The organism is Nosocomiicoccus sp. HMSC067E10 (assembly GCF_001810835.1).
Taxonomy (GTDB): Bacteria; Bacillota; Bacilli; order Staphylococcales; family Salinicoccaceae; genus Nosocomiicoccus; species Nosocomiicoccus ampullae_A.
In genome coordinates this window covers 192,386-214,246 of the sequence record NZ_KV802764.1, presented here as the reverse complement: position 1 = coordinate 214,246, position 21,861 = coordinate 192,386, and the positions used below count along the sequence as shown (strand labels likewise).

The 21,861-nt window shown below is 35.7% G+C and carries 19 protein-coding genes; 14 read left to right on the top strand and 5 right to left on the bottom strand.

From position 1 onward, the window contains the following. Nucleotides 1–66 precede the first annotated feature (66 nt). From HMPREF2767_RS05125 to HMPREF2767_RS05080, 10 genes are all read left to right on the top strand, one after another. Nucleotides 67–1,143, top strand: a complete 1,077-nt coding sequence (locus tag HMPREF2767_RS05125; RefSeq protein WP_068130924.1) for a M42 family metallopeptidase — start codon at nucleotides 67–69, stop codon at nucleotides 1,141–1,143. After that, nucleotides 1,140–2,132 carry a PTS sugar transporter subunit IIC gene (locus tag HMPREF2767_RS05120; RefSeq protein ID WP_068130921.1) on the top strand — a complete coding sequence of 331 codons (993 nt, stop codon included), beginning with the start codon at nucleotides 1,140–1,142 and terminating at the stop codon, nucleotides 2,130–2,132. The genes HMPREF2767_RS05125 and HMPREF2767_RS05120 overlap by 4 nt, the downstream gene beginning before the upstream one ends. Nucleotides 2,133–2,144: 12 nt before the next feature. Beyond that, nucleotides 2,145–2,954, top strand: coding sequence for a DUF1444 family protein (locus HMPREF2767_RS05115; protein ID WP_070622822.1), 810 nt, complete (start codon nucleotides 2,145–2,147; stop codon nucleotides 2,952–2,954). A gap of 14 nt (nucleotides 2,955–2,968) precedes the next feature. After that, nucleotides 2,969–3,547, top strand: a complete 579-nt coding sequence (gene ytpR / locus HMPREF2767_RS05110) for a YtpR family tRNA-binding protein (protein WP_070622821.1) — start codon at nucleotides 2,969–2,971, stop codon at nucleotides 3,545–3,547. Nucleotides 3,548–3,562: 15 nt separating this feature from the next. Further along, entirely contained in the window at nucleotides 3,563–5,155 is a 1,593-nt protein-coding gene (locus tag HMPREF2767_RS05105; RefSeq protein WP_070622820.1) for a DNA translocase FtsK, read from the top strand. A gap of 2 nt (nucleotides 5,156–5,157) precedes the next feature. Continuing rightward, nucleotides 5,158–6,456 (top strand): UDP-N-acetylmuramate--L-alanine ligase, encoded by a 1,299-nt coding sequence (murC, locus tag HMPREF2767_RS05100; RefSeq protein WP_083302061.1) that lies wholly within the window; start codon nucleotides 5,158–5,160, stop codon nucleotides 6,454–6,456. A gap of 72 nt (nucleotides 6,457–6,528) precedes the next feature. Continuing rightward, nucleotides 6,529–6,975 carry a DUF948 domain-containing protein gene (locus tag HMPREF2767_RS05095; RefSeq protein WP_040928491.1) on the top strand — a complete coding sequence of 149 codons (447 nt, stop codon included), beginning with the start codon at nucleotides 6,529–6,531 and terminating at the stop codon, nucleotides 6,973–6,975. Between the two features lie 14 nt (nucleotides 6,976–6,989). Beyond that, nucleotides 6,990–7,358: a YtxH domain-containing protein gene (locus HMPREF2767_RS05090; protein WP_068130896.1), complete on the top strand. Its 369-nt coding sequence runs from the start codon at nucleotides 6,990–6,992 to the stop codon at nucleotides 7,356–7,358. A gap of 117 nt (nucleotides 7,359–7,475) precedes the next feature. Continuing rightward, entirely contained in the window at nucleotides 7,476–8,462 is a 987-nt protein-coding gene (locus HMPREF2767_RS05085; protein WP_068130894.1) for a substrate-binding domain-containing protein, read from the top strand. 158 nt (nucleotides 8,463–8,620) lie between these two features. Beyond that, nucleotides 8,621–8,935, top strand: coding sequence for an AzlC family ABC transporter permease (locus HMPREF2767_RS05080; protein WP_070622819.1), 315 nt, complete (start codon nucleotides 8,621–8,623; stop codon nucleotides 8,933–8,935). Between the two features lie 146 nt (nucleotides 8,936–9,081). Here the strand turns inward: HMPREF2767_RS05080 and HMPREF2767_RS05075 are convergent, their stop codons facing one another. Genes HMPREF2767_RS05075 through HMPREF2767_RS05065 form a run of 3 tightly spaced genes read right to left on the bottom strand, consistent with a single transcriptional unit; the run spans nucleotide 9,082 to nucleotide 11,505 of the window. After that, the gene (locus tag HMPREF2767_RS05075) at nucleotides 9,082–10,224 is read right to left on the bottom strand and encodes an acetoin utilization protein AcuC (RefSeq protein WP_070622818.1); all 1,143 of its coding nucleotides are present in this window, start codon (nucleotides 10,222–10,224) and stop codon (nucleotides 9,082–9,084) included. A gap of 4 nt (nucleotides 10,225–10,228) precedes the next feature. After that, nucleotides 10,229–10,861: a CBS and ACT domain-containing protein gene (locus tag HMPREF2767_RS05070; protein WP_070622817.1), complete on the bottom strand. Its 633-nt coding sequence runs from the start codon at nucleotides 10,859–10,861 to the stop codon at nucleotides 10,229–10,231. 11 nt (nucleotides 10,862–10,872) lie between these two features. Continuing rightward, nucleotides 10,873–11,505, bottom strand: a complete 633-nt coding sequence (locus tag HMPREF2767_RS05065; RefSeq protein WP_070622816.1) for a GNAT family N-acetyltransferase — start codon at nucleotides 11,503–11,505, stop codon at nucleotides 10,873–10,875. A gap of 181 nt (nucleotides 11,506–11,686) precedes the next feature. On the opposite strand from HMPREF2767_RS05065, the gene acsA reads away from it, so the two are divergent. Beyond that, nucleotides 11,687–13,402, top strand: a complete 1,716-nt coding sequence (acsA, locus tag HMPREF2767_RS05060) for an acetate--CoA ligase (RefSeq protein ID WP_070622815.1) — start codon at nucleotides 11,687–11,689, stop codon at nucleotides 13,400–13,402. 162 nt (nucleotides 13,403–13,564) lie between these two features. Beyond that, a complete protein-coding gene (locus HMPREF2767_RS05055) occupies nucleotides 13,565–15,232 on the top strand; it encodes a formate--tetrahydrofolate ligase (protein WP_070622814.1) in 1,668 nt (555 codons plus the stop codon). An 82-nt stretch (nucleotides 15,233–15,314) separates the two neighbouring features. On the opposite strand, the gene HMPREF2767_RS05050 is transcribed toward HMPREF2767_RS05055, so the two are convergent. Next, complete coding sequence (locus HMPREF2767_RS05050) at nucleotides 15,315–17,879, bottom strand: transglycosylase domain-containing protein (RefSeq protein ID WP_070622813.1); 2,565 nt, start codon at nucleotides 17,877–17,879, stop codon at nucleotides 15,315–15,317. A gap of 309 nt (nucleotides 17,880–18,188) precedes the next feature. Between HMPREF2767_RS05050 and tyrS the strand changes: the two genes are divergently transcribed. Both tyrS and HMPREF2767_RS05040 read left to right on the top strand, forming a co-directional pair. Further along, nucleotides 18,189–19,457, top strand: a complete 1,269-nt coding sequence (gene tyrS, locus HMPREF2767_RS05045; protein WP_070456986.1) for a tyrosine--tRNA ligase — start codon at nucleotides 18,189–18,191, stop codon at nucleotides 19,455–19,457. A 1-nt stretch (nucleotide 19,458) separates the two neighbouring features. After that, the gene (locus HMPREF2767_RS05040) at nucleotides 19,459–20,490 is read left to right on the top strand and encodes a cytochrome P450 (protein ID WP_070622812.1); all 1,032 of its coding nucleotides are present in this window, start codon (nucleotides 19,459–19,461) and stop codon (nucleotides 20,488–20,490) included. Between the two features lie 19 nt (nucleotides 20,491–20,509). On the opposite strand, the gene HMPREF2767_RS05035 is transcribed toward HMPREF2767_RS05040, so the two are convergent. Continuing rightward, nucleotides 20,510–21,850, bottom strand: a complete 1,341-nt coding sequence (locus tag HMPREF2767_RS05035; RefSeq protein ID WP_070622811.1) for a YjiH family protein — start codon at nucleotides 21,848–21,850, stop codon at nucleotides 20,510–20,512. Between the last annotated feature and the right edge of the window lie 11 nt (nucleotides 21,851–21,861).

The window sequence follows — 21,861 nt, the reverse complement described above, 5'->3', positions numbered from 1 at the left end:
CCTCCCTTTCTGTTAGTCTACCATAATCAACAATAAATATAAATTTAGAAGGGAAGTTTTTTTCAGATGGAAATCAGTCAAAAAACACTACAACGAATGAAAGAGTTAACGGAACTTCACGGCGCTCCTGGCTTTGAAGATTTAGTGCGCAATTATTTGCGTGAGAATTTTGAAGCGTTTGGCGTCGAATATATTAATGACGGTTTAGGTGGCATTTTTGCCGTTAAAAAATCAAAAAATGAAAACGCTCCTAACGTTTTAGTTGCTGGTCATATGGATGAAGTAGGATTTATGGTTACTGAAATTACAGACAATGGATTTTTAAAGTTCACACCACTCGGTGGGTGGTCAGAAGACGTATTACTCAGCCAAAAAATGTCAGTGAGAACGAATGATAATAAAGAGTTAACAGGTGTAATTGGTAGTGTGCCAATTCACTTTAGACGTGGTGAATCGAAAGACTCAGGTACAAAAATTAAAGACATGTTATTAGATATTGGTGCAGACTCTAAAGAAGAAGCACTTGAGATGGGTGTAAATATCGGGGATTCAATCGTGCCAAATGTTCAATTTGAACAACTTACTGAAAACAAATTGTTAGCAAAAGCATGGGATAACCGATACGGTTGTTTAATCGCTTTAGAAGTACTTGAAGCTTTAAAAGATGTTGAACTTGATTGTAACTTATATATCGGTGCGAACGTTCAAGAAGAAGTAGGCTTAAGAGGAGCTAAAGCGAGCGCAAATTTAATTCAACCAGACGTTGCATTTGTCGTTGACTGTTCACCAGCAAACGATATGCTCGGTAAAAAAGATGATCTCGGTAAACTTGGAGAAGGTACATTACTTAGAATTAAAGACGGTACGATGATCCTTGGCAAACCAATGAGAGATTATTTACTTCAAACTGCAGATAAGCACGATGTGAAATATCAATATTATTTATCTCCAGGTGGAACAGACGCTGGAAGCATTCACGTTTCTAATGACGGAGTGCCAAGCGCGGTCGTTGGAATTTGCTCAAGATATATTCATACGAACCATTCGATTATTCATAAAAATGACTACTTAGAAGCGAAAAAGTTTTTAATCGAACTTGTTAAAGGTATTAATAGCGAAAAAGTTAAGGAGTTAAGAGGGTGAAGGGGTTATTAAAGCGCTGGTTCATCGACGGGATGAGCTTTATGGCGCTCGGTCTATTTTCTTCTTTACTTATTGGTCTTATTATTAAGACAATTGGGACGTATATCCCAGCACTCAGTGGTTTAATTCCTGTTGGAGAACTTGCGATGAGTTTAACTGGTGCAGCAATTGGTGCGAGTATTGCATACGGGTTAAAAGCACATCCACTCGTCGTATTTTCAGCAGTGACAGTCGGTTATAGCGCTTATGAATTCGGAGGCGTAGCTGGAAGTTTTATTGCTGTTTTAGTCGCAACTGAACTATCAAGACTATATGCCGGTCGTACGAAATTAGATATATTAATTTCTCCAATTTTCACGATTGTTATCGGATTTTTAGTCGGTAAATTTGTTGGTCCATTTATATCAAAATTAATGTTATCGCTCGGTTCGTTTGTGAACTTTGCGGTTGAACAAAACCCATTTATTATGGGGATGCTCGTCGCATTAGTATTCGGAATTACATTAACAGCACCAATTTCTAGTGCAGCATTAGCGGTAATGATCGACATTAACGGGCTTGCAGCAGCTGCAGCAGCAGTTGGATGTTGTTGTCATATGGTCGGTTTAGCACTGATGAGTTATAAAGATAATGGATCATCAGGGGTGTTATCGATTGGGCTTGGAACTTCAATGTTACAAGTAGCGAATATCATTAAAAATCCGTGGATTATATTACCACCGTCAATCGCGAGTGTGATTATCGCACCGATTATGACAGTGTTTTTCCCGATGCAAAACAATAGTGCAGGTGCAGGTATGGGGACGAGTGGACTCGTTGGTCAAATCATGGCAATTGAAACAATGGGGCCAAGTATGACAACATATATAATGATAATCATATTCCACATCCTACTTCCAGGAGCAGTAACGTATGCATTTTATAAATTACTCATGAGTATGAAACTTATTAAACCTGGAGATCAAGTACTTAATTTAGGGAATCAATAACGGAGGCATTTCATGAATGTTACTGAATTAAAAGATAAAGTATTAAAAAAACTCGATGAAACGGATCTACAATACGATAGTCGTTTCAATAGAAAAGAAGAGATATTAAGAATAGAACGCCAAGATAACCATAAAGGAGTGGACGTTCAACTAAACAAATTACTTCAAAAAGCAACGAAATCTGAAGAAATCATCGATGAAATTGTCTACTACGTATCTGAAACTTTAACGCGTATGGCAGATACGAAAGAAGTGACAAATGAAGGAATGATTTATCCAGTTGTACGTAGTACAAGCTTTCCAAAAGAAGCAAAAGACGGTAAGAAATTCATATTCGATGAGCACACTGCAGAAACTGTTATTTTTTACGCACTCGACCATGGACGTTCATACGAGTTAATCGATGAATCATTACTTGAAACGTTAGGTCTTACAAAAGAAGCGCTAAAAGAAAAAGCATTTAATAATTTAAAGACACTTGACATTAAGTATAAAAAAGAAACAGTTCAAGAAAATGACTTTTATTTCATAAGCCATAGAGATGGTTATGATGCATCGAGAATTTTAAACGAAGAATTTTTAAACGATTTTCATAGCAAACTAGAAGGCGAAATGATGATTGGTTTACCACATCAAGACGTGTTAATTATCGTCGACGTTATAAATGAAGTCGGCTATGATATTATGGCTCAAATGATGATGCAGTACTTTGCAGAAGGTTTAACACCAATTACGAGCTTAAGCTTTAGCTATCGTCATAAAAAATTAGAACCGGTATTTATTCTCGGTAAAGCAAAGAATTATAATAAAAACAAAAAGTAATAAGGTGAATTTAAATGAAGTTAACTTATAACAAAAACATTGGAGATGTCCTTCTCGTATCATTAAAGGGAAGCGATAATTTCGAAACGAAAGATTTCGACGGGTATACAACGATTGTCGATAACGATGAGTTACTCGGCTTAAACATATTTAATGCAAGTGAAACATTTACAGAAGAAGAACTTAAAGAGTTAAACGAAGAGCCAATCGTAGAAAAAATTAATGAAATTATCAAGGATGATCTCGGTGAAATTAATCCAGATTTATCACCAAAATTCGTGGTCGGATATGTAAAAGAATGTAAACCACATGAAGATGCAGATCGATTAAACGTAACGACTGTAGACGTTGGTGATGAAGAACTACAAATCGTCTGTGGTGCACCAAACGTCGATAAAGGACAAAAAGTTGTCGTCGCTAAAGTCGGTGCTTTTATGCCGAACGGATTATATATTAAACCATCTGAACTTCGAGGTGTGAAATCAAATGGGATGATTTGCTCTAAAAAAGAGTTAAACCTAGAAGATGACGGAGTAAGAGGTATTTACGTATTAGACGATAATTACGAAGTTGGTCAACCGTTTTTTAAATAATAGGAGGGGATTAGGATGCGTAGAAGATCAAGGAATAGATTTCAAGATCGAACATTTAGCAATCAGACGATCGATGATATGAAATTGAATAAACGTTTTCCTTTTCCATTTGAGTTACCTGAAGAAGAGAAAGATATTCCGAAACAAGAGGAGAAACAAGAGTCTCGTTATACTGAAAGACGTACGGTAAAGCGTCCTTCGAGTCAAACGATTACGAAAGCACGCGTCGTACCTTCAGCAATTCATGGAACGAAGAACCCGTATCGCCGTGAATATGATGAAACTGCAGAATATAGACGAAAATTTGAACACCACCAATCTCCAATTATTCAAGATATTGTTAGAAAGCGTAAAGAAAAAGAAGAGAAAGATCGTCTGCGTAAAGAACGATTACAAAAAGAACGTAAAGTCGAAGAGACAAAACGTCCAATTGAATCGAAGCACAAAGAACAAAAACATGTTGAAAAAGAATTACCAGTCCATAGAGAACGTAAACTCGGGCCAAGTAAGACGTTACCACCGATTAGTATATTAGGTAACGAACAAGAACAAAACTTCGTTAAGCATGATGACGAAAACCTTGAGTCTATAAATGCAATTATTAAACAGGTGGGTATAGAAGGAAAAGTAGTTGAATACTTTTCAAACGGTATCGTCGGTTCTTATTCGATTCAACTCGATAGACATTTTAAATTGTCCAAAATTGAAGATGTGAAAGCGCAGTTAGAGGGTGCCTTAAATAAAAAGGTGCGTATCATTACCGAAGTGCTCGGAAATAATAACATTCAAATTGAATTTCCACTGGAAAAACCAAGTGAAATTTATTTTAAATCTCTATTTTTAAATAGTAGTTTAAAATTAAGAAAAAATGACTATAGATTTGCACTTGGCAAAACAGTGGATAATCGTATTTTTACGTATGAGTTAAGAAAAGCAGGCCATACATTAATATATGGTAACGAAGAAAAAAGAACGGAAATTATTGACAGTATGCTCGTCTCTTTATTAATGAATCATAATAGTGATGCATTTCAATTTAAAGTAATTTCTGATTCGAAAGAATTCGATACTTTCAATTCGCTCCCTCATTCGTTTAGTGAAAGAAAATCAGTATACGATACTGATGCATTTAATGATATAATAGATGAGTTAAACAGCAGAAACATTCAGTTTAGAAGGGCACACGTACGTAACATTCAAAGTTTTAACACACGTGTGAAGCAAGAATCGAGAAAGAGTACGATAGTTATATATATTGACGACTTTGATAGAATACTCGAGCGAAATAATCCCGAAGTGATTCGTCATATTTTGCAAATTCTAAAGCAAGGTAAAGCATTAGGCATACATTTAGTCATGAATCACACGAAAACTGACGTTGGAATTAGATACCAACTTCTGAGTTTAATGCAAACTAAAATTTCTTATTACGATGAGAAAAGTAGTGTTATTGATGGTGCGGATAAGTTATTTGAGGGCAATGATTGTCTCGTCACAATTAGTACTTCAAACCGACCAGTACGCCTGAATATGAGTACAGTAAAAGCGGAAGTTTTAAGCAACATCATCAACTACTTATCAGATAGAAGCGATGAAAGTAAGGTGTAATTGTGAAGAAATATCACTTCATTGGAATTAAAGGTGCAGGGATGAGTGCACTTGCACAAGTTCTTTTTGATTTAGGTCATGAAGTACAAGGTTCAGACATAACAAGTGAAGTTTTCACGGAGTATCAATTAAAGAAAAAAGGAATTAAAATATTACCATTTTCTGAAGATAATATAGTCGAAGATTTTACGTATATTGCAGGTAATGCGTTTAACGATGACCATGTAGAGATTAAAAAAGCACTTGAAAGTGGATATCCGGTCATCCGCTATCATAAATTCTTATCTGAATTTATGAAAGACTATACGTCAATTGGGGTCACAGGATCTCATGGAAAAACCTCGACAACCGGTTTACTCAGTCACGTTATGAATGGCGATAAAGAAACGACGTATTTAATTGGAGACGGTACAGGTGTTGGTAAAAAAGAAGCGGATTACTTTGCATTTGAATCGTGCGAATATCGTCGTCACTTTTTAGCGTATCATCCGGACTATGCAATTATAACGAATATCGATTTTGACCACCCAGATTATTTTAAAGATGTTGAAGACGTCGTCAGTGCGTTTCAGTCGATGGCAAACCAAGTGACAAAAGCAGTAGTTGCGTATGGAAATGATCCTTATATCAATGAAATAAAAGTCGATGTTCCGATGTATACGTATGGTATCGATGGTGATTATACAGTCGAAGCTAGAAATGTAGAAGTGGTAGATAACGGCACTTCATTTGATTTATACATTGAAGGCGAATATAAAGATAATTTTATTATTCCGTTATATGGTGATCATTTAATTTTAAATTCACTTGCTGTCATTACAATTTGTTATTTAGAAGGTTTTGATTTCGATAATATTAAAAGTGCTTTTTTAACATATGGTGGCGTTAAACGACGTTTTTCAGAGACGAAATATAAAAGTTATATCGTCGTGGATGACTATGCGCACCACCCGAAAGAAATTGAGGCAACGCTTGAAACAGCACGAAAAAAATATAAGAATCACCAGGTCGTTGCGGTATTCCAACCACATACTTTCTCTAGAACAGAAAAGTTTTTAAATGAATTTGCAGACAGTTTAAAAGAGGCAGACAAAGTTTATATCGTAGATATTTTTGGTTCTGCGAGAGAACAAAGTGGTAATTTATCGAGTGAAGATTTAGTGAATTTAATACCGGGTTCAAAACTGTTAACAGAAGCAAAAATTAAAGAACTCGATCAATATGAAGATAGTGTCATTATCTTTATGGGTGCAGGAGATATTCAAAAGTACGAAAAAAGATTTACAGAACTTATCTCTTAAACATGTTTACAATGAATTGAATTCGGCTATTAATAAGTTATACACATAAGAACATTTACGGAGGCGTTATTTATGGATTGGAGTATTTTAGGGTGGATTGCACTCGTAGTTGCTGCAGTTGGATTTTTAGTAGCATGTATTGCAGTAGCTGTCGTTTTACTTAGTGTTAAGAAAAACTTAGATTACGTTGCAGAAACACTCGATGGATTAGATGGACAAATTCAAGGAATTACACGTGAGTCAACCGACTTATTACACAAAAGTAATCGTCTAGTTGAAGACGTACAAGGTAAAGTTGAAAAATTAAACTCAGTCGTTGATGCAGTTCAAGGTGTTGGATATTCAGTTCAAAACCTTAACACATCAGTCGATAGAGTGACAAATTCAATTACGACAAACATCTCAGAGAACGAAGAGCAAATTGCACAAGTTGTACAATGGTCAAACGTTGCAATGGAACTTGCTGATAAATGGCAGCAACGTCAGCGTCGTAACAATGCGATAAAAGGTCGCTACTAAGCGAGGGATGTTATATGGAAAAATATGATAGAGATCGACATACACATGGAATTAAACCGTATAGTCCACCAAAACAAAAGAGTAAAAAAGGATTACCACTCGGACTAATTTTCGGTATGATTGTCGGATCTATTTTAGGTCTATTCTTAGCACCAAAATCTGGACAATCACTTCGTGAAGATTTAAAAGATCCAAAAGGTGTATTTGAAGATCAAAAAGATAAAATTGTCGACAAAGTCAAAGTGAAAAAAGCAGAACTCGAAGAAGTTAAACGTATTAAGGACTCGGATCAGGACTTAATGGCCGCTCAAAAACGAGCAATTCGAGAAGATGTTAAAGATGGATATGTAAACAAAGACAGTGTTGATTTATCTAATTTATAAAGTTCAGCTTTTATGCTGAACTTTTTTGATGTTTATTGTTAAATTATTTACATTCTCATTCATTTTCTGTTATGATTATCAATAAACAAAAACGTTTTCATAGGAGGAAAATAAATCATGGCAATTACGATTTATGATGTTGCAAGAGAAGCGAATGTGTCAATGGCTACTGTTTCACGCGTACTTAATGGTAACCCAAACGTTAAGCCAGAAACACGTCGTAAAGTAAAAGACGTCATAGAACGATTAAACTACAAACCGAACGCGGTGGCTAGAGGTCTCGCTAGTAAAAAAACAAAGACGGTTGGGGTAATTATTCCTGACATTTCAGATTTATATTATTCAGCAGTGTTAAGAGGGTTAGAAGACATTGCTGAAATGTATCAATATCAAATCATTATTACAAATACTGATAATGATGCTAAAAAAGAAAAGAATGCGTTTGAAACGTTATTAAGTAATCAAGTGGACGGTATCATCTTTTTAGGTGGAACGGATGACCAAAAAATAATCGATAATATTCAGCGTTCAAATACGCCAGTCGTAGTCTGTGGATATTCTAAAGAAATGTCAATAAACAGAGTAAATGCAAATTATCGTGATGCAATTGCTCGTATTGTAGAAGGGTTTATTGAGCGCGGCAACAAAAAAATTGCATATGTACAAAGCGGTTACCATAGTGTGTTGGAGACTTTACTCGCAGATAAAATTTGTGAAGTATTAGAAGAGCACAACATAAGTAAAGATAATATGTTTGAGTTTTCAGCAAACACTTATGAAGAGGGTATTGAGCTATTTAATAAAATTCATGAAATTAAAGCAGATGCTGTCATTGCAATATCAGATGAGGTTGCAGGTGGAATCCTTCATGGAACGTTAGATATGAACGTAAAAGTACCTGAAGAATTAGAAATTATAAGTTGTTCTAATACGCGCATTGCATATATGATGCGTCCGAAATTATCAACGATCGCAGTACCTCTATATGATATTGGTGCAGTTGGAATGAGATTACTTACAAAAATTATGAACAACGAAGAAGTCGATGAAAAAGTAACGATGTTACCATTGAAAATTAACTACGCAAAAACAACGCGTGTATAAAGCGATTTATATTTTTAAACTTGAGTTTTATATTAAACTCAAGTTTTTTTATGTTTAATTATAACTTTTATTTGTAGAATAAACACAAGTATATTTCACAATTTTCAGAAAATTTATGATACAATGTTACTAATTGTTTTTAAAAGGAGTGGTGGTTTTTGAGTGAAGTATATAAGCGCTCTTTTTCTGACGGTATAGCAATTGGTTTTGGATATTTACCAGTTGCGATGGCTTTTGGTATTACAGCAAAACCACTCATTGATTTACTGTCTACAACATTAATGAGTGGTTTAAACTACGCAGGTGCAGGGCAATTTTTAACGTTACAAATGTTAGAAGATAGTAGTTATATCACGATTATTATCGCTATATTTATTACATTTTTAAATTATATTCCAATCGCTGCTTTAGGTGTTTTAATTTTTCCAGGAATACTATATGCAGTAGAGAGTCCGATCGAAGGAATACTTTGAGGGATTTTTGCTGCTATATTAGGTATCTTTCGTGTACCGTTATTTTTTGTAGTTGTTCTTTCAGTTTTCTTTATATATTTATTAATGTTTATTATGTAACTTAAAAATTGCCCCGTTATATTATTTAATATAACGGGGCAATTTTGTTATTCCAAGTACATTTTAATTCTATCAAGAACCATTTGATTTCTTTCAGTAATTTCAGATCGTCTAGGGATATTCGTATAATCATCTAAGTTATCTTGCCACTCTGTAGGGAATGGAAGTTGTGATAATGGTTTGTACTCGTTTATAAATGATTCGGGTAATGTGCCAGTTGGAGGTTCAATCCCTTTTATCCCAAGCCAAACATACGCCCACATTCTAGGGACGACTTGCCAAATGTTATAACCACCGCCTCCTAGAGCGAGTAGTTTACCATTTGCATATTGATCAGCAATTTCATTAACGATCTTAGGAATCTCTTCGTAAGCTCTTGATGTTAAACATAAATGTGTCATCGGATCACGATAGTGCGCATCTACACCGTTCACATGTACGATAATCGTCGGTTTAAATGATTTAGCTGCAATCTCGATACTCTGTTTAAAAACGTCTAAAAATGAATCGTCTTCTGTAAACGCATCGACTGGTAAGTTCACGCTATACCCAAATCCTTGACCAGTACCGCGTTCAGTTACTAAACCAGTACCAGGGAATAAATAACGTCCCGTTTCATGAATAGAGTATGTCATAATCTTATTTGAGTCATAAAACGTGAATTGTACACCGTCTCCATGATGCGCATCGGTATCTATATAAAGGACACGCTCATTATATTTTTCTTTTAAATATTGGCATACAATCGCTGCATCATTATAGACACAAAATCCACTCGCTTTACCAGTAAATCCGTGGTGAAGTCCTCCTCCGAGAGAAGCAACTTTATCCGCTTTACCTTCCATTATCAAATCTGCGCCAGTCAAACTCGCACCGACGAGCATGCTACATTTCTCATGCATATTTTCAAATTGAGGGGTGTCTTCTGTATTTAAACCATAGTTTGCAAGTTCCTTTTTTGTAATCTGGTTATGTCCTGCACGTTTAACAGCGTCGACATAGTCTTTTGTGTGAACGAGTAAAATTTCTTCTTCAGTAGCGACGCGTGGAGTTACAATTTCTTCATCTGTTAAAAATCGAGCCGCTTTTAATAAATCTGTCGTCATCTTTAAGCGCATCTGATTAAATGGGTGTGTATCATTAAAGCGATATTTAAGTAACTCATCATCATACACATAAAGTGCACGCATCTTTTTAACCTCTATTTAATGGGTCGACGACGTCATATCCCATTTCTTCGAGTTTGTTTATAACAAACATCGGATTCATAGCGTTAATTTTTATGACGACAAATTTATGGCCTTCTGTTTCAGTATTATCAAATATTGTGATGGATACAGCAACAATATTTAAATCATATAGTATTTTACCGATATCATAGACGATTCCTGGACGGTCGAGTACATCAATTTCGATAATTGAGCCAGGTATTTTCATACCAGTGATTTCGATAAATGCTTCCATAATATCTGTTTGTGTAATAATTCCAACGAGTTTTTTTGATTGGATCACACAAATCGCACCGACGTCGAATTCTAAAAAGTCGACTGCGAGTTCTTCTACGAAATCTCTTGGACTCGTAAACATGACACGTGTTTTCATAATATCTTCTAGTGGATGGTGGATAGTCGTTTCACTATGAGTATTTAAAATCGAAGGTAGTGCGAGATTGATATCTTTATCCGTCACTAATCCGACGACTCCTTCATTTTCAACGATTGGAATATGTCGAATGTGGTGTTCGTTTATTAAATTTAAAGCATCATTGATCGTATCCTTCGGAGAGAGCGTTTTCACATCTCTCGTCATAATTCGGCTAACTAACATACATATCCTCCTTAAAAAAAGTATCGGTGTTTAAATCGAATCTCATCAAATATAAGTTGTTGCTCGGTCGTAATATGTTTTCCAACTCTTGCCATTAAAGTATTCGCAGGATGACTTGTAATTTCAGGGTCGTTTGTCATATATACTTCAAATCCTGCAACGGCCATTAAATTAATCATTAATTGTTTATAGTCGTAAACGTCTAATCCTGTTCCTTTTAAATCCCAGTGCCAATAGTATTCCGTCGTTAAAACGATATAATTTTCCATATACTCATCCATCATCGACAATTTCAGCATGTTTTGGCCAATTCTTAAATTTCGGTATGAATCAGACACTTCAACTGCACCGAGTTCTAATATAAAAGGGTGGTTACCTTCACTCCATCTTTCAAACTCATCAGGTCTATGAAACGTAACGTAACCGATAATATTATTATCTACACGCGCAACGATGATACGACCTTCTTCTAAACTTGCGATTTCTTTTAATGCTTCAAACTGATCATTAGGTCTTCTAAATGCATTTAAGTGGTCGTCAAAAGTATACGTGTTTAGTGTTTCTTCACTTACAGGTCCTTCGATTATAATCGTTTGGCTATTTTTTTCGTATTCCATTTTAAAATAATTTTTTATATGCTCCAACATATCACCTCAAATCACAATATATGTCTAGTTATTTATATTATACATGAATAATTTTTATATTTATGTCTAAATGCGATTGAAAATTCGAACGAAACCGTTGAAATTCCTAAAAATAACAGATAAGATTATAAGTAACGTCAAAAGAAAGCGTTTTACTTAAATTTTAGGAGTGAATGTAATGAATTACGAAATCTATAAATCTGTAGATAAAAGTTCGAATATGGGACCTTACGAAGAAACAGTTAAAAACTTTTCGTGGGAAGAAGTAAAAAAACATTTTACATGGTATGAAACTAACAAAGTAAACATCGCATATGAAGCAATTGATCGTCACGTTGATGAAGGATATGGTAACAAAGTAGCATTACACTATAAAGACGATTCTGGCGTTTCATCATTTACTTTTAAAGAGATGAAAGAAAAATCTAATAAAGCTGCAAATATGCTTAAGAGTAAAGGTGTTCAAAAAGGAGACCGTGTATTTATCTTTATGCCAAGATCGCCTGAATTATATTTTGTATTACTCGGTGCAGTGAAACTTGGTGCGATTGTTGGACCATTATTTGAAGCATTTATGGAGAAGGCTGTCGTTGACCGATTAGAAGACTCAGAAGCGAATTATTTAATTACGACTTCTGATTTATTAGAGAGAGTACCTTATAAAGAGATCGATACACTAAAACACGTATTTGTCGTCGGAGAAGACGTTAGTGAAGATGAAAAACTCTTAGATTTTAAACAGTTATTTGACGAAGCATCAGATGAATGTGACATCGAATGGGTAGATTTAGAGGACGGATTGATTTTACATTATACGAGTGGTTCAACTGGCTCACCAAAAGGTGTATACCACGTTCATAATGTGATGGTTCAACAATATATTTCAGCGAAATATGTGACGGATATTAAAGAAGACGATGTATACTGGTGTACAGCTGACCCAGGATGGGTAACTGGAACGAGTTATGGTATTTTTGGACCGTGGTTAAACCGCGCGACAAACGTTATCGTCGGAGGACGTTTCTCACCAGATGCATGGTATTCAGCACTTGAAGAGTTAAAAGTGACAATTTGGTATTCAGCACCGACAGCATTCCGTATGTTAATGGGAGCTGGAGACGAAGTTATAAAAAATTACGACCTTAGCCATTTAAGACATTTACTATCTGTTGGTGAACCACTGAATCCAGAAGTCATTAAATGGGGAGATAAAGTATTCAACTTAAGAATTCACGATACGTGGTGGATGACTGAAACAGGAGCACATATGATCGTTAACTTCCCGTCAATGGATATAAAAGCTGGATCTATGGGTAAACCATTACCAGGTGTAGAAGCGGCAATCATTGACGACAACGGTGAAGTCTTACCGCCAAACCGTATGGGTAACTTAGCAATGAAAGCACCTTGGCCATCGATGATGCGCGATATTTGGAATAACCACGAGAAGTATAAATCGTACTTTATTGGAGATTGGTACGTTTCAGGTGACTCAGCATTTATAGATGAGGACGGGTACTTCTTCTTCCAAGGACGTGTAGACGACGTCATTATGACAGCTGGGGAAAGAGTTGGACCGTTTGAAATTGAATCTAAGCTTGTTGAGCATGAAGCGGTAGAAGAGGCTGGAGTTATCGGTAAACCAGATCCAGTACGTGGTGAAATCGTTAAAGCATTTATCGCATTACGTGAAGGTTATGAACCGACGGACGAGTTAAAAGAGGAAATTCGTAACTTCGTAAAACTTGGGCTCGCAGCACATGCAGCACCACGTGAAATTGAATTTAAAGACAAGTTACCAAAAACTCGTAGTGGTAAAATTATGAGACGTGTATTAAAAGCGTGGGAGTTAAACTTAGACGCTGGAGACTTATCAAGTATGGATGATGATTAACATTAAAGCAGCAGCAAATTCTGCTGCTTTTGTTATGTGGATTCCGCTAATGATTTTTAGAGAAATGTTAGTGATGGCACATAAGTGAATTTTATGTAATAATAATCATTAGAAAGATTGAGTTAAATCTTAAAAAATATTCTTGTTGGGAGATGTAAAAGAATGGCACATTTAACAGACCAAGAGATTGCTGCTAAAGCAACGTTACAACCAATTGAAGAAATTGCTCAAAAAGCAGGTATTCCTGAAGATGCATTAGAACTTCATGGTAAGTATAAAGCGAAAGTAGACATCAAAAATCTCGTTGGAAATGAAGAGGATTCAAAACTAGTACTTGTAACAGCAATGAACCCTACACCAGCTGGTGAAGGTAAATCAACTGTTACTGTTGGACTAGCAGATGCATTCAATAAACTAGGTGAAAAGGTTATGGTTGCATTACGTGAACCATCACTTGGGCCAGTAATGGGTATTAAAGGTGGAGCTACTGGTGGTGGACACGCTCAAGTGTTACCGATGGAAGAAATCAACCTTCACTTTAACGGTGACTTACACGCGATTACGTCAGCAAACAATACGCTTTCAGCGTTAATCGACAACCACATTCACCAAGGTAACGAGTTAAATATCGACCAAAGAAGAATTACGTGGAAACGTGTCGTAGACATTAACGACCGTGAACTTCGTAACGTCGTTATCGGTTTAGGAGGACCAACTTCAGGTGTTCCACGTGAAGATGGATTTGATATTACTGTAGCAAGTGAAATTATGGCAGTACTTTGCTTAGCGACAGATTTAATGGATCTTAAAGAAAGGCTTGGCCGTATCGTATTTGGTTATACGAAAGATAAAAAACCAGTTATAGTTAAAGACTTAAAAGTAGAGGGTGCATTAACACTACTACTTAAAGAAGCGATTAAACCAAACCTTGTTCAAACGATGGAAGGTACACCTGCGTTAATTCACGGTGGTCCATTTGCGAACATTGCACACGGTTGTAACTCATTAATCGCTACAAACACTGCAAGAAAATTATCTGACATCGTAGTAACAGAAGCAGGATTCGGTTCTGACTTAGGTGCTGAGAAGTTTATGGATATTAAAGCACGCTTTGGTAACTTTAAACCAGATGCAATTGTTTTAGTTGCAACAATTCGCGCACTTAAGATGAACGGTGGCGTTGCGAAAACTGATTTAGGTGCAGAAAATCTTGATGCATTAAAATCAGGTATCGTAAACTTAGAGAAACACATTGAAAACGCACGTAAATTCGGTGTTGAACCAATCGTTGCATTAAACGACTTCGTTACAGATACAGATGCTGAACGTGAATTCGTACTTAACTGGTGTAAAGATCGTGACGTTAAAGTTGCACTTACACAAGTTTGGGAAAAAGGTGGAGAAGGTGGTATTGAGTTAGCGAAACAAGTAAAAGAAGCTCTCGAAACACCAAACAACTTCGATTACTTATACGATCTCGAACTTTCAATTCCTGAAAAAATTGAAAAAATCGTTACAGAAGTATACGGTGGAGACGGCGTAAACTTTACAGATAAAGCAAAACGTCAAATCAAAGAAATCGAAGAAAACGGCTGGGGTAACTTCCCAGTATGTATGGCGAAAACTCAGTACTCATTATCAGACGATGAGAAAAAACTCGGTCGTCCAACAGGGTTTACAATTACAGTACGTGAGTTAATTGCTAAAACTGGTGCAGGATTTGTCGTTGCGTTAACAGGTAACGTTATGACAATGCCAGGATTACCAAAAGTACCATCAGCAAACCATATGGATGTTGATGCAGAAGGTAACTCAACAGGATTATTCTAATAAATCTAAGACGTGTACTAATGTACACGTCTTTTTTTGAATCAAAAAAATCCTCCAAGATTATTCTTGGAGGATAAGTTATTTATTCATCATCGTTGTCATCATCTTCGTCGTCTTCTTTATCGTCTTTTCCCTTTTTAAGTGCCTCTTTAATTCTTTTAGGCGCAGATCCAATACGATAATAATTGTCGTTTGTTCCTCTTACTGTGCCGCGTAAATCGCTAGCTGATAATTGGTAATCGAAGTCTGCACCGTTACGGTTTAAAACACTTTGATCATTTAAGCCAGATTTCGTAGAAAACTGTGTATGATCAGCAACGAGCCCTGTGACTTGTTTATCCTCACCGCAGTTTCCTTTTTGCATAAGCATTCCACAAAACGTGTCTTCATAAACAGAACTTGGTCGACTGAATTTTTTCCCAGCACCCATTTTTTCACTGTCTACATTTTGTAGAGCACTTGATAACATTTGCCAATTATAAATTGGAAGGTGCCCATCGTCAGCTGTACTGTATACTTGTGGGATGTTACTGTCGTAACCCATCCATATACCGAGTGTAACTTCTGGATTATACGCAATCATCCACGTATCAATAAATTGCTCAGATGTTCCTGTTTTTGTTGCCCAATCATATGTCGATGAAATCTGATTATAATAACTACTAATATGATACGCAGAACCTGTTCTAAATACTTCTTTTAACATGTCTGTGACTAAGTACGCAGTAGACTCTTTCCATACGTCGTGACTGACTGTTTCATGTTCGTAAATCACTTTTCCAGTTGGATCTGTAATTTTTTCGATCATATAACTATCCGTCATCACTCCGTTATTACCAAAACTAGAAAATGCATTTACTCCATCTTCTACAGTCATGTTGTTCACTCCAAGAGGTAGTGAAGGGATACCGATGTTATTGGCATCAAATAGTGAGTCTGGCATATTTAATCCCATTTTTTCAAGATATTCTCTCGGGTTATGTTTACGAACTTCCGCCCATAGACGTAATGTTGATAAGTTGTACGAGTTCGCAAGTGCATTTTTCACTGAAAGTAAACCAAAGTCTTTTTGGTCATAGTTTTGTGGTGAATAGCTTGTACCTGCTTCAGGATTATAAATCGAGAACGATTTATCAAGAATAACCGTGTCTGGTGCGATAAGTCCCTTATCGACACCTGGGCCGTATACTGCGAGTGGTTTCATCGTAGACCCTGACATACGTGATGTTTGTGTCGCGTGGTTGTTTTCAGATGATTTAAAATCACGTCCACCGATAAAACCTAAAATTGCACCGGTTTTGTTATTTTTAAGCATTGCACCAACTTCGTGTTTTAACATCTTTTCTTTATCGTTGTTACTAATATCGACAGCATCTAATGAACTACGGTCACCGTAATAGTAGAATTGATTGTTTTTAACATCTTGCATCGTGTCGTATATTTTTTTGTCGATTGTCGTTTCGATGTGATATCCGTTATTTCTTAACGCATCGTTTGCTTTTTGCGTATACTCTTGATTTAAGAGTGGTGTGATATTTAAGTCTTCTTTTGAAATACCATCCGCTTCTGCGAGGATGTATTTTAATACACCGACTGCACGGCGCTCAATTTCTTCAGTTAAGAATGGATATTTTTGGTTTGGTATTTCAACTGAACTTGTCATATTTTCATATAAGTCATATTCGATTGCTTCGTTATATTCTTCTTCAGTTATTTTTCCTTCAGTAAACATACGATTTAAAACATGTTCTTGACGATTTTTACCAAGTTCACGTTCATCTTCTGGCTTTAACGAACCGTCCACATTAAACGGTGTATATGCATAAGGGTTTTGTGGTAAACCAGCAATAAAAGCAGCTTCAGCTAAGTTTAAATCTTCAGGATGTTTACCAAAAATCCCCTCTGCTGCACTTTTTAAACCAGCGATGTTTTGACCATTTGCGTTACGGCCAAATGAAACGGCATTTAAATATGAAGTTAAGATTTCATCTTTTGTAAGTAAATCTTCAACTTTAAATGCGAGAAGTAGCTCAGATGCTTTACGTTTAAACGTCGGATCATTAGTCAGTAACTGGTTTTTAACAAGTTGCTGAGTGAGTGTACTACCACCTGTACCTTCACCACTCGAAATAACTTCTTGTAAAGAAGCACGAATGAATGCTTTCGGTACGACACCGTTATGCTCATAGAAGTTCTCATCTTCTGTTACGATTAACGCATCGATGACATTTTCAGGAATATCTTCAAATTTAATCGACTCTCTAATTAAATCGGACTTTAACGTACCGAGGTTTTCACCAGATGCAAATGATACATTTGTACTTTCAGTAACGTCTTTTAGTTTAACTTCGATTTCTTCGTTCGTATAATCATCACCGTTATTTACAAGAGCTGCAAAATATCCAAGCCCTACACTAAATAACAAGATTCCTAGTAGTGATAATGAGAGTATCGTAAATAGTAAAACATTCCACACTGTATCGTATGTCGTATTAAACAAGAAACTAAGCGGATGTTTAGTTTCTTGAAAACGACGTGATATATTTTTAATACGTGATTTAAATGAATCACCTTGTATTTTATTGTGTGTTTTATCTTGACGTGTAAATAATTGCTTAAAGCGATTAACAAAATTATTCTTTTTCATTACGACCTCCTGTTGACAGAATTATATCATAATTTGACATATACTTAACAAGGATTGTATTATTTAATCATTGATATTATAATATTTAGTAACAAAACTTTATATATTGAAATGTAAGAGAAGTAATTTTAAGAGAGCTGTTCAGAGAATGTGTGGGTGGTGAGAACACATCAGTGACTTAAAACGAATACACTTACGTAAATATTTCAAAGCGAGAGCTTCATCTATTAGAGTAAAATTTATGGTGGTACCGTGTTCAGCACCCATACAGTGATGTATGGGTGTTTTTTTATATACAAAGGAGAGAATATAATGAGTGAATTAATTCAAGATTTAAAATGGCGTGGGTTATTATACCAAGTGACAAATGAAGAAAACATTGAAAAGTTAGTAGAAAACGAAACAGTTTCATTATACTGTGGAACGGATCCAACAGCAGATAGTTTACACATTGGGCATTTAGTACCATTTTTAGTATTAAAAAGATTTCAGCAATATGGACATCGCCCAGTCGTACTCGTCGGTGGAGGAACAGGTCGCGTTGGAGACCCATCTTTTAAAGCATCAGAACGTGATTTAATTTCTGAAGATGATTTAAACAAAAACATCGCAGGTATTGAAGCGCAACTGCGTCGTATTTTTAATTTTGATAGTGGTAAAGAAACAGATGCAATTTTAGTAAACAACTACGACTGGTTAAAGGATATTAGTTTAATTTCTTTCTTAAGAGATTACGGTAAGCACGTTGGTGTCAACTACTTACTCGCTAAAGATGCGATTCAGTCACGTTTAGAAACGGGAATTTCTTTTACGGAGTTTACGTACAACATAATTCAAGCAATCGACTTTTTACATTTAAGACAAACGTATAACGTTAAAATCCAAGTCGGTGGCTCTGACCAGTGGGGGAATATCGTTTCAGGTATTGACTTAATGCGTCGTATTGAAGGCATTACGGATGCAGAAGGTTTAACGATCCCGTTAGTGACAAAATCTGATGGTTCTAAGTTCGGTAAATCTGAAGGTGGAAACATCTGGCTAGATGCTGAAAAAACGTCACCTTATGAATTTTATCAGTTCTGGTTTAACCAAAATGATGAAGATGTCATTCATTTCTTAAAAGTATTTACATTCTTATCAAAAGAAGAAATCGAAGCGCTTGAAGAGAGTGTTAAAACTGAACCTCATTTACGTAAAGCACAGCGTGCACTCGCTGAAGAGATGATCAAAATTATTCACGATGAAGCAGCATTAGAAGAAGCGTTACGTATCACTGAAGCGTTATTTAGTGGAAACATTAAAGAGTTATCTGGTAAAGAACTAAAAGACGCGATGAAAAACGCACCGCAAGCGACAGTAGAAAACACGGAACATCCACTTGTGAATTTACTCGTCGACGCTAAAATTTCACCGAGCCGTCGCCAGGCACGTGAGGATATTAAAAACGGTGCAATTTATATAAATGGTGAGCGTGAACAAGACGTGGATTACACAGTGACTTCTAAAGACTTTTTAGAAGGGGATTTAATCGTATTTAGACGCGGTAAGAAAAAGTATACAGTCGTATACTTTGAGTAATATGAAACATAATCATCGAAAAGAAGACATATATTTTGATCATGATTTAAACGCATGGATTATAAACGATGCAGTAATTGCCAAAGATATTTTAAAAAATCCGTCATTTACTGCGTTTAGAAAAAGTAAGCAAATAGAATCGATTCATACATCACAATATAATAAAGATGTTATGAAAGAATTTTATAATCACTGGCTGATGTATCAAAAAGAAGGTATCGATCACACAAATATGAAGCGTTCGGTACAACGTGCGTTAAATCAGTCGATCGCTCGACTATCAAAATCAAGTGTCGACGCGAGTCATTTATCTTTAACAAAAGAACAGATTAATGTAGTTAATGATATATCCGTTCCATTTTTATATAGTTATTTACCAAGGTTTTACGGCATATCAAAAATGGATTATAAAAATCTACTCGATATAGGCGTTCCGTTAATCGATTATATTATGTTGGATAATCAAGATGGGGACGAGATTGTAAAATCGATTCATAAAACACGTAACTACTTAATCGATCTTATAAATAAAAAGAAACTCGATCCAAATGGTTTTGTATCGAAATTGCTTGAAGAAGCGGGACAAACAATGGAAGTCATAGATATATTATTAAATATGATTATCGACGGACACCGACCGTTTTTAAGTAGTGTGAATGCACTTATATATCATACGTTAAATAATAAAGACATGACCTTTAAAGTAAAAGACGTATTAAGAGAATATCCACCGTTTCCGTACATTCGTAGAGTGTGTGTAAACGATACGAAGTATCACGATGTCATAATAAAAGAAGACCAGCACGTATTACTGATGATTCAAAACATAAATACAGATATGAATCGTTATGGTCTGACATTTGGTCACGGGATTCATTATTGTCTTGGTGTAGTAATTGTGACGCTCGGTTTAGAAAGACTTTATAAACAGTTAGACGTTTTGAAGGACTATACAATTAAAGAATATAAATGGTCGAGAACGTTTAGTTTTAATGAATTTACAATTTTAGATATAGAAAAGAGACTTCCATAGTTTGGAAGTCTCTTTATGTTTAGAATAAAAGTAATGCAACTGCGATGATGATTGGAAGTGAAATTGCAGTACGCATTAAGAAAATGACAAACATTTTTCCAACGCCAAGTGGAATTTTAGATCCTAAAATAACTCCACCAACTTCTGATAAGTATAGAAGCTGCGTAATACTTAACGCACCGACAATAAATCTTGCCATTTCTGAAACTTCACTACCGATTACTAATGTTGGTAAAAACATATCTGTAAATCCGATAAATAGCGTTTCAGATACAGCTTTTGCATCTGGAATACCAATCGTTTCTAAAATCGGTACGAACGGTGCACCGATAATACTAAATATAGGTGTAAATTCCGCAAGTACTGTACCGAGTGTACCAACCGCCATTACAACAGGTAATACAGCGATCCACATATCGAGAACTGTTTTATAGCCATCTTTTACGACGCCTAATGCTCCATCTGCACCTTCTGCTTTTTCTAATGCTTGTTTATACCCCCAAGAAAAACTCGTTTCACCTTCAGGTATATGTTCACTATACTCATTGTTTTCTACATAATAAGTATCATCAATTTTAGATAGAGGCGGGATACGTGGTAATACAACCGCACATACGATTCCTGAGAATATTACAGTCGCATAAAACGGAACGAAATAGTTCAGCATGTTTAGATAATCTAATATAACGATCGTAAACGTAATCGATACGACAGAGAACATCGTCGCAATGACTGTTGCTTCACGTTTCGTATAAAATCCTGCTTCATATTGTTTACTCGTTAATAAAACCCCGATTGTACCGTCTCCAACCCAAGATGCTAGGTTATCAACTGTAGAGCGTCCAGGTAAAGTGAATACAGGGCGCATAAACTTTCTAAATAATGTTCCGACAAACTCTAGTAAACCGTAGTTTAAAAGTAACGGAAGTAAAAATCCAGCGATTAAAAATACCGCAAATAATGTCGGTAATAAGTCATAAAATACAGTTCCACCTGTATCTTCAGACGTGATTTGAATCGGTCCAATGTTGAAAAGTACGAATACACCAAATACAGCACCTAATACACGGACGATGATCCAACCAATTGATTGATTAAACAATTGGTTTAACAATGCATTGTCAGATTTAACGACGTATGTAAATAATAAAGAAAGTAGGGCGGATATTACCATAATCGATGCGACGATATAACTGATCGCATTCTCACCGAATAATCCGATGAATTCTAAAATTTTGTTTGCAATATATGCAACGGGTACGGTAATTTCCCCAGCCTCATTTTTAATTGGAAAGATGAATATAAAAATACCAATTAAAGATGGGAGAATGAATTTTAAATTGTTCTTAACTGAATACATATAAAACACCT